Annotated in this window: 17 protein-coding genes; 9 read left to right on the top strand and 8 right to left on the bottom strand. The window is 73.0% G+C overall.

Annotated features, from left to right (window positions below; genetic code table 11):
• Window positions 1-132 precede the first annotated feature (132 nt).
• Window positions 133-1,248 carry a WD40/YVTN/BNR-like repeat-containing protein gene (locus NE235_RS00960; RefSeq protein ID WP_252798713.1) on the top strand — a complete coding sequence of 372 codons (1,116 nt, stop codon included), beginning with the start codon at window positions 133-135 and terminating at the stop codon, window positions 1,246-1,248.
• Window positions 1,245-1,541, top strand: a complete 297-nt coding sequence (locus tag NE235_RS00965) for a MoaD/ThiS family protein (protein ID WP_252798714.1) — start codon at window positions 1,245-1,247, stop codon at window positions 1,539-1,541. Before NE235_RS00960 ends, NE235_RS00965 begins: the two co-directional genes overlap by 4 nt.
• Before the next feature lie 54 nt (window positions 1,542-1,595).
• Here the strand turns inward: NE235_RS00965 and NE235_RS00970 are convergent, their stop codons facing one another.
• From NE235_RS00970 to NE235_RS00980, 3 genes are read right to left on the bottom strand one after another with little or no spacing between them, the layout of a single operon-like run.
• Complete coding sequence (locus NE235_RS00970; protein ID WP_252798715.1) at window positions 1,596-2,423, bottom strand: MauE/DoxX family redox-associated membrane protein; 828 nt, start codon at window positions 2,421-2,423, stop codon at window positions 1,596-1,598.
• Window positions 2,424-2,442: 19 nt separating this feature from the next.
• Window positions 2,443-3,045, bottom strand: coding sequence for a cell wall protein (locus NE235_RS00975; RefSeq protein ID WP_252798716.1), 603 nt, complete (start codon window positions 3,043-3,045; stop codon window positions 2,443-2,445).
• Window positions 3,046-3,059: 14 nt separating this feature from the next.
• Window positions 3,060-3,485 (bottom strand): septal ring lytic transglycosylase RlpA family protein, encoded by a 426-nt coding sequence (locus NE235_RS00980; protein ID WP_252798717.1) that lies wholly within the window; start codon window positions 3,483-3,485, stop codon window positions 3,060-3,062.
• Window positions 3,486-3,622: 137 nt separating this feature from the next.
• Here NE235_RS00980 and NE235_RS00985 point away from each other — a divergent pair, with 137 nt between their 5' ends.
• The 3 genes from NE235_RS00985 to NE235_RS00995 all read left to right on the top strand — a co-directional run bounded on the left by NE235_RS00985 (window position 3,623) and on the right by NE235_RS00995 (window position 6,997).
• Window positions 3,623-3,808, top strand: a complete 186-nt coding sequence (locus tag NE235_RS00985) for a hypothetical protein (RefSeq protein WP_252798718.1) — start codon at window positions 3,623-3,625, stop codon at window positions 3,806-3,808.
• 311 nt (window positions 3,809-4,119) lie between these two features.
• The gene (locus NE235_RS00990; RefSeq protein ID WP_252798719.1) at window positions 4,120-5,577 is read left to right on the top strand and encodes a serine hydrolase domain-containing protein; all 1,458 of its coding nucleotides are present in this window, start codon (window positions 4,120-4,122) and stop codon (window positions 5,575-5,577) included.
• A gap of 295 nt (window positions 5,578-5,872) precedes the next feature.
• Window positions 5,873-6,997, top strand: a complete 1,125-nt coding sequence (locus NE235_RS00995; RefSeq protein WP_252798720.1) for a tetratricopeptide repeat protein — start codon at window positions 5,873-5,875, stop codon at window positions 6,995-6,997.
• A 56-nt stretch (window positions 6,998-7,053) separates the two neighbouring features.
• Here the strand turns inward: NE235_RS00995 and NE235_RS01000 are convergent, their stop codons facing one another.
• Both NE235_RS01000 and NE235_RS01005 read right to left on the bottom strand, forming a co-directional pair.
• A complete protein-coding gene (locus NE235_RS01000; RefSeq protein ID WP_252798721.1) occupies window positions 7,054-7,482 on the bottom strand; it encodes a PPOX class F420-dependent oxidoreductase in 429 nt (142 codons plus the stop codon).
• A gap of 43 nt (window positions 7,483-7,525) precedes the next feature.
• Complete coding sequence (locus NE235_RS01005) at window positions 7,526-8,653, bottom strand: VIT1/CCC1 transporter family protein (protein ID WP_252798722.1); 1,128 nt, start codon at window positions 8,651-8,653, stop codon at window positions 7,526-7,528.
• Between the two features lie 153 nt (window positions 8,654-8,806).
• Here NE235_RS01005 and NE235_RS01010 point away from each other — a divergent pair, with 153 nt between their 5' ends.
• Window positions 8,807-9,409 (top strand): alpha/beta hydrolase family protein, encoded by a 603-nt coding sequence (locus NE235_RS01010; RefSeq protein ID WP_252798723.1) that lies wholly within the window; start codon window positions 8,807-8,809, stop codon window positions 9,407-9,409.
• Window positions 9,410-9,459: 50 nt separating this feature from the next.
• Here NE235_RS01010 and NE235_RS01015 read toward each other — a convergent pair whose 3' ends face one another.
• The 3 genes from NE235_RS01015 to NE235_RS01025 all read right to left on the bottom strand — a co-directional run bounded on the left by NE235_RS01015 (window position 9,460) and on the right by NE235_RS01025 (window position 11,496).
• Window positions 9,460-9,663: a DUF5999 family protein gene (locus NE235_RS01015; RefSeq protein WP_252798944.1), complete on the bottom strand. Its 204-nt coding sequence runs from the start codon at window positions 9,661-9,663 to the stop codon at window positions 9,460-9,462.
• Between the two features lie 289 nt (window positions 9,664-9,952).
• The gene (locus NE235_RS01020) at window positions 9,953-10,819 is read right to left on the bottom strand and encodes an oxygenase MpaB family protein (protein WP_252798724.1); all 867 of its coding nucleotides are present in this window, start codon (window positions 10,817-10,819) and stop codon (window positions 9,953-9,955) included.
• Between the two features lie 137 nt (window positions 10,820-10,956).
• Entirely contained in the window at window positions 10,957-11,496 is a 540-nt protein-coding gene (locus NE235_RS01025) for a TetR/AcrR family transcriptional regulator (RefSeq protein WP_252798725.1), read from the bottom strand.
• Between the two features lie 114 nt (window positions 11,497-11,610).
• On the opposite strand from NE235_RS01025, the gene NE235_RS01030 reads away from it, so the two are divergent.
• The 3 genes from NE235_RS01030 to NE235_RS01040 all read left to right on the top strand — a co-directional run bounded on the left by NE235_RS01030 (window position 11,611) and on the right by NE235_RS01040 (window position 13,839).
• The gene (locus tag NE235_RS01030; RefSeq protein WP_252798726.1) at window positions 11,611-12,021 is read left to right on the top strand and encodes a plectin; all 411 of its coding nucleotides are present in this window, start codon (window positions 11,611-11,613) and stop codon (window positions 12,019-12,021) included.
• Window positions 12,022-12,414: 393 nt separating this feature from the next.
• Window positions 12,415-13,041 carry a maleylpyruvate isomerase N-terminal domain-containing protein gene (locus NE235_RS01035; RefSeq protein ID WP_252798727.1) on the top strand — a complete coding sequence of 209 codons (627 nt, stop codon included), beginning with the start codon at window positions 12,415-12,417 and terminating at the stop codon, window positions 13,039-13,041.
• A 138-nt stretch (window positions 13,042-13,179) separates the two neighbouring features.
• Entirely contained in the window at window positions 13,180-13,839 is a 660-nt protein-coding gene (locus NE235_RS01040; protein ID WP_252798728.1) for a lysophospholipid acyltransferase family protein, read from the top strand.
• Window positions 13,840-13,863 lie beyond the last annotated feature (24 nt).

Consider the following 13,863-nt stretch of genomic DNA (forward strand, 5'->3'; position numbering starts at 1 on the left):
CCATCGGTTCCGCGATTGCAACCCGCCGATGCGCGTGAACGATGAGTTTTCGTCGTACCGGTGGTCTACCGTGAGCGGCCTGCGAACCCGCAGGTCGAGCAGCACATCACACCCCCCGACGGAGGAGGGCGCATGAGTGGAGTGCGGGTACTGGTCGGGACGCGCAAGGGCGCGTTCGTCCTCGCCTCGGACGGCCACCGGGAGGAGTGGGACGTCAGCGGTCCCTTCTTCGGCGGCTGGGAGATCTACCATCTGGCCGGTTCCCCGGCCGACCCGTCCCGGCTGTACGCCGCCCAGTCCACGGGGTGGTTCGGCCAGCTGATCCAGCGGTCCGACGACGGCGGCCGGACCTGGGAGCCGGTCGGCAACCGGTTCGAGTATGACGGCGTCACCGGCACCCACCAGTGGTACGACGGGACGCCGCATCCCTGGGAGTTCGCGCGCGTCTGGCACCTGGAGCCCTCGCCGGCCGACCCGGACACCGTCTACGCCGGCGTCGAGGACGCCGCGCTGTTCCGGTCAACGGACGGCGGGGCGACCTGGGAGGAGCTGCCCGGGCTGCGCCGCCACGCCTCCGCCTCGTCCTGGCAGCCCGGAGCGGGCGGCATGTGCCTGCACACGATCCTCCTCGACCCGTCCGACGCGCGGCGGATATACGTCGCGATCTCCGCCGCGGGCGCCTTCCGCACCGACGACGGCGGCGACACCTGGCGGCCCATCAACCGCGGTCTCCTCACCAACGGCATCCCCGACCCCGACGCCGAGGTCGGCCACTGCGTCCACCGCCTCGCGATGCACCCGTCCCGCCCCCAGCGCCTCTACATGCAGAAGCACTGGGACGTCATGCGGACCGACGACGCCGGCGAGTCCTGGCACGAGGTCAGCGGCGACCTGCCCTCCGACTTCGGCTTCCCGATCGCGGTGCACGCCCACGAGCCGGACACCGTCTACGTCGTGCCGATCAAGAGCGACTCCGAGCACTACCCGCCGGAGGGCCGGCTGCGCGTCTACCGCAGCCGGACGGGCGGGGACGAGTGGGAGCCGCTGACGAAGGGGCTGCCGCAGGAGCACTGCTACGTCAACGTGCTCCGCGACGCGATGGCGGTCGACTCGCTCGACTCCTGCGGCGTCTATTTCGGCACGACCGGCGGGCAGGTGTACGCCTCGGCCGACGCGGGGGACACCTGGGCGCCGATCGTCCGGGATCTCCCGGCCGTCCTGTCCGTCGAAGTCCAGACGCTGCCGTGATCCGGGTCGTCCTGCCCGCGCACCTGAAGGTCCTCGCCGGGGTCCACGGCGAGGTGGAGGTCGACGTCGCCGCACCGGCGACGCCCGGCTCCGTCCTCGACGCCCTGGAGGCCCGGTACCCCGTGCTGCGCGGCACCATCCGCGACCACGGCACCCTCCGCCGCCGGGCGTTCGTCCGCTACTACGCGTGCGAGCGGGACCTCTCCCACGACCCGCCGGACACCCCGCTGCCCGATCCGGTCACGACGGGCGCCGAGCCCTTCCTGATCGTCGGTGCCATGGCGGGCGGCTGACCCGCGCGACGGCCCGCGCCGCCTGACCTGGGGTCCGGCGACGCGGGCCGCGGGTCAGGCGCCGTCGAGGACCAGCAGCGTGGCCGCGGCCGACTCGTCCACGAGGGCGACACGGATCTCTTCGGGCCGGTAGTGCCGCAGCGGCACCGCGAAGACCGCCGTGGCGAGCCGCCCCTCGTACTCCGCGGTGTAGCAGAGCACGCGGACGTCCTCCTCGTCCCAGCTCTCCCTCAGCCCGGACCGCAGCAGCCCGCCGACCTGCCGGTACGCCGTGCTGCCGTGGAGCTGCTGGAGACTGGACTCCAGCGGCATGTCGAACGACCGGTCGGCGAGCGGGTGCCGGAGGCGTACCCGCAGCCGCCGCAGGGGATACAGCCACCGCCGGTCCGCCTCCGGCGAGAACGCGACCAGCGCCGCGGCCTCACCGACGAGCAGCGTCCCGGCCGCCCAGGGGTGACCGGCCGCCGCGTCCCACCAGGGGCCCGCCCGCGTGCCGAGCAGCGCCGCGGCCAGGATCAGCCCGGCCCGGGCGAAGCCGCGCCAGGTCACCGGCGTGGGACGCGCGCTCATGCAGCCGCACGAGGAGCCCGGCGCGGCGATCCGGGCGTACGCCAGGTACGCCAGGAACCCGGTGGCGAGCACGGCGGCCGCCACGGCCTCGCCCGCGTACACCGGCGGCGCCAGGAGGGCGGCCGCCAGCAGCAGTTCCACGGCGCCGGTCAGCCGGTAGACGGCAGGTGCCCGTTCCTCGCCGACCAGTGACCGCAACGCGGACCGCCGCGCGGCGCGGCCGGCTGACAAGCCGGCGCACTTGAGGCCGCCCGACCACAGCAGCGTCGCGCCGACGAACAACGGCTGTACCGACGCCGGCCACTCGGCCATGGGGATCGCCTCCTTCCGGTCACGCGCCCGAGTAGACGGTCGCGACGTCCACCTCGTTGGTGTCGGGACGCCAGGCCCCGATCACCTTGACGTGCCGGCCGACCTGCAGGCGGGTCAGGTCGGCGACCGCGGGCGCGGAGCCGTACACCGCGGCGGTCCTGCCGCCGACGACGTGGCCGATCACCCGCTTGCCGTTGTGGTCGAGGTGCAGGCGTGCGGCCTCGATGGCGGCGATCGACGCGTCCAGGTTGACGATGTTCACCCAGATTGCGTCCGCGGCCAGCGAGCCGTCCGGCAGGCGGACACCGCGGGCGTAGAACCCGTCGCCGACCTTGATCTGGTCGAAGGTCGTCGGGTGCAGCTTCCAGATGCTGGTGCCGTCCGTGACGTGGACGCGGTGCAGGGTCCGGTCGGAGCCGGAGGCCCTGAGCAGGGAGCCGCTGATGCCGGTGATGCGGCCTTCGGCGAAGTTCGGGTCGAGGGCGCCCGGGTCGAGCTTGATCTTGGGAGGGGCGGCGAAGGCGGCCTCGGGGGCCAGCGACCCGAGGGCGGTCGCGCCGGCGACGGCGGAACCGCCGAGCACGGCGGAGGTGAGGAAACGACGGCGGTCTGGCTGGGGCATGGCGGGGCCTCCGGTCAGCTGTCGATACGGGCGGGGGACAGCCCGGTCGAGAGGTCGGCGATGGCGCTGTAGGCCGAGGGCGTCAGGTCGATGATCCGGTTGGTGTAACAGGTCGACCCGCAGCAGGAACGTTCGCCGCAGAAGGGGTTGGTGTCCGGGCCGCAGTCGGCGATCGACACGCTCACGCACTTGCCGCTGCAGACGCTCGTCACGTAGAAGACGTGGCCGCACGTGCGCCGAGCCAGGCCCTCGCCGCACTGGTCGGGATGGGTGATCCCGAAGCAGGCGTCGGACGTGTTCGGCCACGCGCACTGGTGCGAGCCGGAGTTGCAGGTGCCGCAGGCCCCGTGCCCGGCGCTTCCGCAGGGGCCCCAGGAGCTACCGCAGCAGAACCAGGACATCTCTCCGTACGCGGGAGAGCCGCTGTTGGAACAGCCCATTCTCTGTCTCCGTTCGTTCGTTCCGACGTGACGGGCCTGCCCGGGTGCCCCTGATCGTGAAGAAGGAAACTTTCGCCGTCAACAGATCGCTAAAAGGAAACTTCCTACAAGCCGCCCCCCGTGCGATTGGCAGAACCGTGCTTCTGCCCTTGTCGCGCGAACCGTCCGGTGTGCCGCCCATCACCCGCCCTGGCCACACCAGGCCACGCGACCTCCTCGACCTGTACGGCGTCACGGACGTGAAGGTCCGCGAGACGCTCACCGGCCTCGCCCGCGACTCGCGGAAGAAGGGCTGGTGGCAGGGGTACGACGACGTCCTCTGACGGCCCGGCGAGTCCCGGCCCGGCGCGGGGAATGCGCCATGGACGGCCGGGCGGCCGCGGGGCGTCAGGCGCCCGCCCCGACGGTTACCGGGAAGCCCCGGGTGCGGCAGCCCGCCGTCGCCGTTGCCAGTAGGCCGTCGGTGTGACCGGGCCGGCGTCCGGAACGTCCGGTCTGGTCGGTCAAGGGCGACGGTGAGGTTTCGCGTTCTTCCTGGTCTCCGCCTCGTGGACGACGGGGTAGGAGAGGTCGCGGCGGCGGGCACGTGATACATCTCCTTGCCGACGGGTGACACGCGGCAGGGAGTGGGCGGATGACGGCGGTGGGGCAGCGGACGGAGAGCGGCGGGGCGGTCGAGGAGGCCGACGCGCTGTTCCGCGCGCTGGTGGACGACGGTGACGCGCCAGGGCTCGCGTATGGGATCGTCGACCGCGCGGGCCTGGTCCACACGGCCGGGCACGGCGCCGCGCACCTCGACGGCCCTCGTCCGGACGCGGCGACGGCCTTCCGCATCGCGTCGATGACCAAGAGCTTCACCGCCGCCTCCATCATGATCCTCGCCGACGAGGGAGCGGTGCGCCTCGACGACCCGGTCAGCCGGTACGTCCCCGCGTTCGGCGCGGTACGGCTGCCGACGACCGACTCCCCGCAGGTGACCGTGGGGATGCTGCTGTCCATGTCGGGCGGCCTGCCCACCGACGACCCGTGGGCCGACCGCCAGGAGTCGATGAGCCGGGAGGAGTTCGCGCGCCTGCTCGCCGAAGGCGTCCGGTTCGTCGGCGTTCCGGGGACCGGGTTCGAGTACTCCAACCTGGGATACGCCGTCCTCGGCCAGGTGGTCGAGGCCGCCTCCGGCGCGTCGTACCAGGAGTTCGTGGAGCGGCGCCTGATCCGCCCGCTCGGCCTGACGGCGACCGGCTTCGACACGTCGGTCGCGGCCCGGAGCGGCGTCGCGACGGGGCACTCCCGCCTCGACGGACGCTGGCACCCGGAGGAGTTCTCCGGTCCCGGGGTCTTCTCCGCGATCGGCGGACTGTTCAGCACGGTCGAGGACCTCGCCCGGTGGATGCGCTGGCTCGCCGGTGCCTTCCCGGCGCGCGACGGCGCGGACGGCGGGCCGCTGCGCCGGGCGTCGCGTCGCGCCATGCAGCAGGTGCACCGGGCCGTGCCGCCCACCCGGCCCGCGGGGAACCCGGGCGACGGGGCGATGCCCGTCACCGTGGGCTACGGCTACGGCCTGATGATCCAAGAGGACCCGGTCTGGGGACCGGTCGTCGCCCACAGCGGCGGATATCCGGGGTTCGGATCGCACATGCGCTGGCATCCCCGTACGGGCCTGGGCGTCGTCGTGCTGACCAACGCGAGGTACGCCACGGGGCGGGTGGCGGCGGCGGCCGCCCTGCGCGCCGTCCTCGCGGACCGGGCCGACCCGCAGGATCCCGTGGCCCTGTGGCCGGAGACGGCCGAGGCACGGGCCGCCGTCGAGCGGCTCCTGCGCGAATGGGATCCGGCCGTGGCCGCCGCCTGGTTCGCCGGCAACGTCGACCTGGACCTCGGCCTCGGGCATCGCCGGGCCGCGATCGAGCGCCTGGCCGGCGAGGTGGGGCCGCTGCTCGATCCGGCCGCGCCGGAGGAGATCATCCGGTCGGACTCACCGGCCCACGCCGTCTGGGAGGTCCGTGGCGAGCGCGGGATGCTGCGCTGCGAGATCCGGCTGAACCCGCAGGACCCGCCGAGGATCCAGACGCTCACCGTGACGCGCGAGAGCTGACGCCGGAGCCCGGGCGGCGGCCGGGCCGCTCGGACGAAGGTCGATCCGGTGGGGGGCGCTAGGCGTTTTGTCCCGATCGTGCTCATGATCGCCGAGCGTTCCGTTCACCTTCCCGCCCGCCGCCGCCGGAGTGGCCGACACCGGCGGCGAGAGGGGACGGAGCGGCCTTCGCCCGGTTAGGCTCGTCCCCACAACACGGCCAGCGCCTACCCCCAAGGGCACGGAGAATGAGTGCGAGCGACGAGGCATCACCCCGGATTCCGGCCGACGGGCCGTCGTGCGATCGGGAGGGCCGATGAGCACGACCCCCGATGAGGCGACGGCCGACCCGTCGACCTCCCTCGAAGAAGCCCGCAACCACGCCGAGCGCGGTGACCTGGACCGCGCCGCGGAGCTGTTCCGCCGGGTGCTGGAGACCGGTGACACGCCCGCGCGGGCGCAGGCGGCGCTGGGCCTGGCGGTGGTGCTGGAGGGACGCGGCGACGACGACGGCGCCCGGGAGGCCGACCGGCTCGCGATCGCCACCGGAGACCCCGAGTACGGCGCGCGCGCCGCGTACCACCTCGCGCTGTCCTGGCAGCGGGCCGGCGACCGCGACCAGGCTCGTGACGCCTGGCGTACCCTCGTCGACTTCGGTAACCGCGCCTACCTGCCGCCCGCGTACCTCGCGCTCGCCCAGCTCGCCGACGAGGAGGGCGACGCCCGGCAGGCGAGCGAGTGGTGGGAGCAGGTCATCGCGACCGGCGACGAGGAGTACGCCCCGGTCGCCGCCCACGATCTGGCGTTGCGGCTGATCGACTGGGGCGAGCCCGCACGCGCCCAGCGCGTCCTCGCCGGCGCGCTGGACCTCGTCGACCGGGGCCGCGACCCGCAGGCGCACGCCCGGCTCGCGGTCAGCCTGGGCATCGCGCACCTGGAGCAGGCCATCCATGCCTTCGGCAGCGTGACGCCGGGCGAGGACGCCGACCCGGAGGTCGTCCCCCTCGCCATCGAGCTGCTGGCCCGGACGCTCCCCCTGCGCGGCCGGGACGACGCCGCCCAGGAGATCTGGCGGCGCGGCCTCGACGACCCGGCGCTCGGCGAGCACGTACGGGCCCGCCTGCGCCGCACGTTCGCCGCCGGGGAGGACGCCTGGTGGGAGGACGAGGTGGAGGCCGCCGTACGCGCCGGCTCGCTGCCCCTGCTCACCGGCGAGGCGTTCGGGGCGCTCGACCACATGCACGCCGTGATCGCAGCCCGGTACGCCAAGGGCCCCGGAGGCATGCCCGCCGAGGTCTACGACGTGCTCGGGGAGGCCGTCCAGGTCCCCGGGGACTACGCGTGGGGCCGCGCCCTGCGGGACAGCTTCGCCGAACGGCTCCGCCAGGCCATGGGCTCCGACGTTCCCGTCCTGCCCCCGGACTGGCCCGACACCGACTGACCGGACGCCCCGGCCCGTCGCGACCGGTCCCGGCCTGCGGCCGCGCTTCGTGGAGGTCAGTCCGCGACGCCGCGCTGGGCGACGACCTTGGTGATCCGCACGCGGACGAGGAGCTCGCCGGGCACCGCGTTGCGGGCGCCGTACTCCTCGGCGCGGTCCGCGCCCATGTACCGTCCGCCCAGCGCGGTCGCCCACCGGCGCAGTTCACCGAGATCGTCCGACAGGGACGCCTCACCCCACAGGGAGACGAAGGAGTACGGCGGGGTCTCCTCGTCGACGCAGAGTGAGACGCGGGGATCCCGGCGCAGGGCCTTGCCCTTGGTTCCGGACGCGGCCGTCGTGAACACCAGGTCGTCCCCGTCGAGGAGGAACCAGATCGGTGTCACGTGCGGCGTGCCGTCGGTCCTGATGACGGCCGCCTTGCCGGTGCGGGTGCCGCTCAGCAGGAAGTCGCGCCACTCTTGTTCGCTCATGGTCTCAGCCATGATCCGATTGTTTCCGGGTGGCGCGCCGCCACGCGCGCCGGGGTCAGGATACGGAGGTGCCGATCAAGTGCCCGACCAGGAACGTCACCCCGGCGGCGAGGCCGCCGACGACGACCTGGCGCAGGCCCGAGCGCACGGCCGGCCGTCCGTTCAGCACGCCGATGCCCGCCCCGACGCCGAACAGCGCGAGGACCGCGAGCGCGATCGCGGTCACCAGGGCGACGGCGCCACCGGTGATCAGGTACGGCAGGACCACGACGAACGCGCCCAGCGCGAACGCCAGCAGGCTGGAGCCCGCGGCGCCCCACGGTGAGCCCAGCTCGTCCGGGTCCATGCCGAGCTCCTCCCGCGCGAGCGTGTCGAGCGCGACCTTCTTGTCGCTCATGATCTGGTCGGCGAGGCGCTCGGCGTCGGCCCGGTTCAGGCCCTTCGCGCGGTAGAGCAGGACCAGTTCGGCGTGCTCCTCCTCCGGGGTCTCCTCCAGCTCCTGTGCCTCCAGTGCGAGCTCCCGCTCGAACATCTCCCGCTGGCTGGACATGGAGACGTACTCCCCGGCCGCCATGGAGAACGCCCCGGCCAGCAGCCCGGCGGTCCCGGCGAGCAGGATCGCGCTCCGGGACGATCCGGACCCCGCGAAGCCCATGACCAGGGCGGTGTTGGACACGAGGCCGTCACTCACCCCGAAGACGCTCGCCCGCAGTGTCCCCGAGCGGTCCGTCCGGTGCCAGCCCTCCCGGCGTGAGATCTGCACCCGCGGGTCGGGCTTCCCGCCGTCGATGAGTTTGGCGAGCGTGCGCGCGTGACCGCGCTCGTCGTCGGCCATCCCCGGGGCGGCGTCCGGGTCGCGGTCGTAGAGCCCCGCGTCCGAGCGTTCGGCGCGCTCGATCATCGGCAGGACGGTGCGCGTGGAGAGCCGCCGCGCCGCCGTGGCGAGCAGCCGGGTCCGCATGCTGGGCGCTCCGGGCGGGGGCACCTCCGCCCCGGCCGCGCGCAGCTTGCCCTCCCAGTGGGCCGCGTGCCGCAGCTCGACGCTCGCCAGCTCCTCCAGGATCTCGCGTCGTTCCCCGTGCTCGGCGCGGGCGAGGCTGGAGTACAGGGCCGCGGCGTCCCGCTCGCTGGCGAGGAGGTCCTGCCAGCGTTTGACCTTCTGCCGATCGGCGGCTTTCCCCATGACTCTCCTCTGAGACCGTCTTCCGTCCGTGACCGAATCCCTGCCGGAACCCTATGACGGACAACCAGCCGGGACCGAAAAGTCATCCCTCCGGCCGGTCGCCCGCCGCACCTCGGTGACGGTGAGTCGCCGGCCGCGGAGTACGGTTTCGGCATGGACATCGCGACCCCGCAGGGGCCGGCCGAGGTGACCCTGGACGAGCCGGCGGATCCGGCCTTCCTCCTCGTGCTGACCCACGGGTCGAACGGCGGGGTCGACGCGCCGGATCTGCTCGCCGTCCGCGAGGAGGCGCTCGCGCTCGGCGGGGCCGTGGCGCGCGTGCTGCAGCCGTTCCGCCGCGCCGGGCGGCGCGCCCCCGGTTCGGCCGCGCGGCAGGACGAGGCCTGGCTGACGGTGGTCGCCGAGCTGCGGAAGGGATTCCCCGATGTGCCGCTGATTCAGTGCGGGCGGAGCAACGGGGCGCGCGTCGCCTGCCGTACGGCGCTGAAGGCCGGGGCACGTGGGGTGATCGCGCTGGCGTTTCCGCTGCACCCACCCGGGAGACCCGAACGTTCCCGCGCGGACGAGCTGAGAGCCGCGGGCGTGGAGGTCGTGGTCGTCAACGGCGACCGTGATCCGTTCGGTGTCCCGGACCCCGCGGACGCCACCTTCGTCCAGGTCATGCCGGGGGAACGGCACGATCTGGCGAGGAGGCCCGCCGAGGTGGGGGCGGTGGTGGGGGAGTGGCTGCGCCGGTGGAGCACCGGCCGGCCCTGAGCACCCCCGGGTCGATGGTCATTTCGGACTGGTCCCCCGAAGAGAACGCGTCACGCCGCCGTGTGAGCCGGAACGTCGGTCGGGCGGTGCGGCGCGATGATCGCCCCGTCGGGGAGCAGCTCGCCGGTGTCCTCGAAGAGTACGACCCCGTTGCAGAGCAGACTCCATCCCTGCTCGGGGTGGCAGGTGACGGTGCGAGCGGCCTCACGGTCGGGTGCGGTCGCCGAGGGGCATGGCGGCTCGTGCGGGCACATCTGCGTGCCTCCGGTCTCGACTACTCGTAGGTGCGGTTGCCTCATGTCACTAAGACGTCTTCGAGTGTGCTGCGGTTCGCCCGCACGCCGATATGGCCCGAGCGGGCGGTTTTCCGAAGGCCCCAGTGACTCCTCGTGACAGAGATCACTTTACGGCTTATCGGTCCGCACCCGCATCCAAATCGGCCAAAGAACAACTCTCAGTACAGACAACGATCTGTCGCCGTGACCGGGCAGCCGCGCCGCCGCCCGCGGACGGTGCGCCCGGGCGGTGCCCTCAGACGGTGCCTCAGGCGCTCCGCCGGCCGAGGTCGCCGGCCGGGTCCGGGCCGATGTCCCGCAGGGTGTAACCGTCGGGGTAGGACCGGGTGTAGGGCTTCTTCGGCCGGGAGGACGGTCGCGGCGGCAGCAGCCGTACGACGAGCGCCCGCGCCTTGAGGACACGGGGCGCGGCGGCCTCCAGGATCCGGGGCGCGCGCGGCAGGCCGAGGGCCTGGCGGAGCGGCGCGTCGGTCATCGCCAGCACGCCCTTGCGGGCGAGCGGGCGCAGGAATCGGGGGAACCAGCCCTCGAAGACGGCGATCGTGGCCTCCGCCACCCGGTGGTTCTCCGGGGAGTAGGCGTAGTTCTTGCGCTCGTATCCGTCGAGGAACTCCGCGAACTCCTCGTAGGTCTCCGGGATCTCCTTGAGCCCCATGAGGCGGCCGATGTGGCGGAAGGTGTTGACCGTGGCCCGCACCTCGTGCCTGCTGTACGGGCGCCAGCCGTACTCCGCCATCCAGCGGACCGGGACCACCACGAACGTCGACAGGACGTAGAGGAAGTCGTCGTTGGAGATGGAGTACCGGCCGTGGATGCGGTTCATGCGGCGGAGCGCGGCGCGGCCGCGTTCGGAGTCCAGCCCGCCGTCCTGTGTCATCTCGTAGAGCAGGACGACGGTGTCGTCATAGCGTTTCTGACCGCGCCGCGCGAACTCCCCGGTCCGGTCGAGCAGGCCGCCGATCGACGGCACCGCGTACGTGCGGAAGAGCGCCAGTTCCAGGGACCGCTGGAGGTCCCACGGGAACTCGTACTCGGCGCTGATCCGGTAGATGTCCTGGTAGTCGCGCTCCGGGTCGAGGGCCTGGAGCTGCCGTAGACGGGTGTAGCGGGCCATCCCGAATCTCCGTATAAGGGGGTGATTACCGGATTCGGACCCCATGATCGTACGGGAGACGGCCGCGCGGCGGCAGTGGTGGTGTCAGGCGAGTGCCCGGAACGCCCGCCCGGGACGCCCGGCCGGGCGACGCCCCGTCAGGCGAGGCCGGTCAGGACGCGGTCGAGACCGGCGGTGAACCGCTGGTCCCAGTCGACCTCGTCGATGGTCGTTCCGGACGCCCGCTCGCGGGCCTCCAGGGCCACCGTGCCGAGCAGGTAGCCGAGAAGGACGTGCGCGCCGACGGACGCCTCCGCCTCCGGCAGGCCGGACTCGCGCAGCAGTTCCCGTACGGAGAGGGTCGTCGTCACGAGCGCCCCCGGGCTGCGGCGGGTGACGATGAGGGGCATCACGCCGACGTGCTCGAGCAGCCGGCTCCGGTAGGCGTGCGCCCAGGAGCGCAGCCGCTCGCGCGGCTCGCCGTCGCCGGGTGGCACCGGCAGCGCGGCGACGTGGGCGATCAGCTGCTCGAGGAGCTGCTCCTTGCCGTGCGGGAGGTGGTGGTAGATCGCCATCGCCTCGACCCGCAGCGAGTCGCCGAGGCGGCGCATGGTCAGCCGGCCGAGGCCCTGGCCATCGATGAGGTGGAGCGCGGTCTCGATGATGCGCTCACGCGTGAGCGGTTCCCGCTGCGACATGATCGCACCTTACTGCGTAAAGGCGGTCGCCGGAAGAGCGTCCCGGCTGCGTGTCACCTCGCCGTACCCTCTACCCTTGGCTCGGAGAGCATCGAGGAGAAAAGGGGAGCCGTCATGGTCCTGGGTCGCAAGGTGAGCCCGGAGGTCGCTGAGCGCCACGCCGCGGACAAGGAGCTCGCCGCCGGGCTTCGCGACCGGCTCGCCGCCGCGCAGGACGCGGAGCGGGAGTTCCACGCCGCTCAGGTCGAGGGCCGTTCGCTCGACGAGCTGCGCCCGCTGGCGGTCGCCTACGATCGCGCCCTGTACGCCGCGCTGCTCGCCGCGGAGGCGGCCCAGCGGGTGGCGATGGGCCCGAAGACGTACGAGCACGGCGACGCCAAGGAGCGCCGCGCCGCGCAGATCGCCGCGCGCAAGGCGCGGGCCAAGGCGAGCGTCCGTCCGTACATCAACGAGGTCGACCGGCTGCGCACCATGCGGGAGGCGCACAAGCTGGCCGTGCGCACGACCCCGCCCGCCCACGTCTGAGGCGTTCCACCACCACGCGGGACCGGCCGTGCGGCGCCCGGACACCGGGCGCCGCCGCCGGACACCGCCGCGGGAGCGCCGACGGTCCGGGGCGGACCGGTCGCCGCGCGAAGACCCGCGATCGCAGGGCACACCATGGTGACCCGGTCGAGAGGGGACCTTGACCCTCGGCGCGATTCGCTCGTGCCGTCGCCACTTGTCCATGAAATCGCCGCCGGATTTCGTCTATCGGGGACAAGGCAGTGCCCCACCAGCGTGAACACGGCGCGGTCGGAGTGGCACGGGCCGATGAACTCTGAGACTCTACCGACTCAGGTGTCGTCGTGGGCAACAGCGGCCGTCCCGGCCACGGCGATGCGAGCCAGCAGGAAGTGCTCTGTCCGGGGGGATCAGTTGGAGCGCACGCCGCCTGATCGGCGAGACCTTCTCGGCGCATGCCGGGAAGGCGTCATCGCCATCTGCGAGCTCGCCGCGCACTTCTCCGACTGGTCCGTGCCGACGCCGTGCAGGGAGTGGGAGGCCATCGACCTGGCCGGCCACCTGCGTTGCGTCGCGGAGAACTTCCACGAGTACCTCAACGACGCTCCGAACAGCAGGCTGTCCCGGCTGTTCGCCCAGGACGCCCCGGCCGCCCTCATGATGCGCCAGCTGTCGCGGCAGAACGCCGCCGAGCTCGCCGTGCTGCCGCCCGCCGAGGGCCGGGACCACATCGTCGCGTTCGCCGTCTCCGCCGAGGCCTACTCCGACCGGCTGCTCGACGTGTGGGACGAGCCGTACCTCTCCTACCGGGGCACGAAGCTGACCGCGGGGGACTACGCCGGGGCGGTGTGCGTCGAGTGGCACCTGCACGCCTGGGACCTGGCCCGCGCGCTCGACAAGGATCACCGGCCCCGCCGGCCCGACGTCATCGCCGCGGCCTGGCGCACCGGAGTGCCGCACCTGCCGGTGCCCGGCCCGGGCGACGAGTGGGAGGCGGTGCTGCGCGCGTCCGGGCGGTCGCCGGACTGGCATCCCGAGTGACGCGCCGAGCGCCCTGACCGTGTGCGTCAAGTGAGGGCGCGGTACAAGAACCGTGAACGGTTTCTTGTGACCCGTGGGCAACGACGGGCGGGGGCGGAGACGCCAGACTGTCGGGCACTCGTCAGTGGAAGGGTGGCCGTGTTCTTCTCGCTCCTCAAGCACGTGTTGCTGGGACCCCTCCTGAGGATCGTGTTCCGGCCCAAGGCGACCGGCACGGTTCCGGACGGCGCCGCGATCCTCGCCTCCAACCACCTGTCGTTCTGTGACTCCCTGTTCCTGCCGCTGATGGCGCCGCGCAAGGTCGTCTTCATCGGCAAGGAGGAGTACTTCATCGGCGCCGGTCTCAAGGGACGGCTCATCGCGGCCTTCTTCCGGGGCGTCGGTACGATCCCGGTCGACCGCCGCGGCGGCTCGGACGCGGCCGACGCGCTCGACACGGCGCTGCGCGTGCTGGGGCAGGGCAGGCTCTTCGGCATCTACCCGGAGGGCACCCGGTCCCCGGACGGCCGGCTCTACCGGGGCAAGACCGGAGTGGCCCGGCTGGCCCTCGCCTCGGGCGCGCCGGTGGTGCCGTGCGCCCTCATCGGCACCGACAGGGTCCAGCCCATGGGCCACCGGATGCCCAAGAGGATCGCGCGGGTGGAGGTGCGCTTCGGCGAGCCGCTGCGGTTCGCCGAGGACGCCGACCCCAGGGCCGTCACCGATGAGATCATCGCGGCGATCCAGAAGCTGTCCGGCCAGGAGTACGTCGACGTCTACGCCGCCTCCGTCAAGAACGGCGACCGCGCTCGCCCCTGAGCCGGGACGTCCGGGAGCCTCGCG

The organism is Actinoallomurus spadix (assembly GCF_024055725.1).
Lineage (GTDB): Bacteria > Actinomycetota > Actinomycetes > Streptosporangiales > Streptosporangiaceae > Actinoallomurus > Actinoallomurus spadix.

Excerpts from the sequence above, each read along its gene's own strand:
- NE235_RS00960 (WP_252798713.1), top strand. The coding sequence starts at position 133 with ATGAGTGGAGTGCGGGTACTGGTCGGGACGCGCAAGGGCGCGTTCGTC.
- NE235_RS00970 (WP_252798715.1), bottom strand. The coding sequence starts at position 2,423 with ATGGCCGAGTGGCCGGCGTCGGTACAGCCGTTGTTCGTCGGCGCGACG.
- NE235_RS00975 (WP_252798716.1), bottom strand. The coding sequence starts at position 3,045 with ATGCCCCAGCCAGACCGCCGTCGTTTCCTCACCTCCGCCGTGCTCGGC.
- NE235_RS00980 (WP_252798717.1), bottom strand. The coding sequence starts at position 3,485 with ATGGGCTGTTCCAACAGCGGCTCTCCCGCGTACGGAGAGATGTCCTGG.
- NE235_RS00990 (WP_252798719.1), top strand. The coding sequence starts at position 4,120 with ATGACGGCGGTGGGGCAGCGGACGGAGAGCGGCGGGGCGGTCGAGGAG.
- NE235_RS00995 (WP_252798720.1), top strand. The coding sequence starts at position 5,873 with ATGAGCACGACCCCCGATGAGGCGACGGCCGACCCGTCGACCTCCCTC.
- NE235_RS01000 (WP_252798721.1), bottom strand. The coding sequence starts at position 7,482 with ATGGCTGAGACCATGAGCGAACAAGAGTGGCGCGACTTCCTGCTGAGC.
- NE235_RS01005 (WP_252798722.1), bottom strand. The coding sequence starts at position 8,653 with ATGGGGAAAGCCGCCGATCGGCAGAAGGTCAAACGCTGGCAGGACCTC.
- NE235_RS01010 (WP_252798723.1), top strand. The coding sequence starts at position 8,807 with ATGGACATCGCGACCCCGCAGGGGCCGGCCGAGGTGACCCTGGACGAG.
- NE235_RS01015 (WP_252798944.1), bottom strand. The coding sequence starts at position 9,663 with ATGTGCCCGCACGAGCCGCCATGCCCCTCGGCGACCGCACCCGACCGT.
- NE235_RS01020 (WP_252798724.1), bottom strand. The coding sequence starts at position 10,819 with ATGGCCCGCTACACCCGTCTACGGCAGCTCCAGGCCCTCGACCCGGAG.
- NE235_RS01025 (WP_252798725.1), bottom strand. The coding sequence starts at position 11,496 with ATGTCGCAGCGGGAACCGCTCACGCGTGAGCGCATCATCGAGACCGCG.
- NE235_RS01030 (WP_252798726.1), top strand. The coding sequence starts at position 11,611 with ATGGTCCTGGGTCGCAAGGTGAGCCCGGAGGTCGCTGAGCGCCACGCC.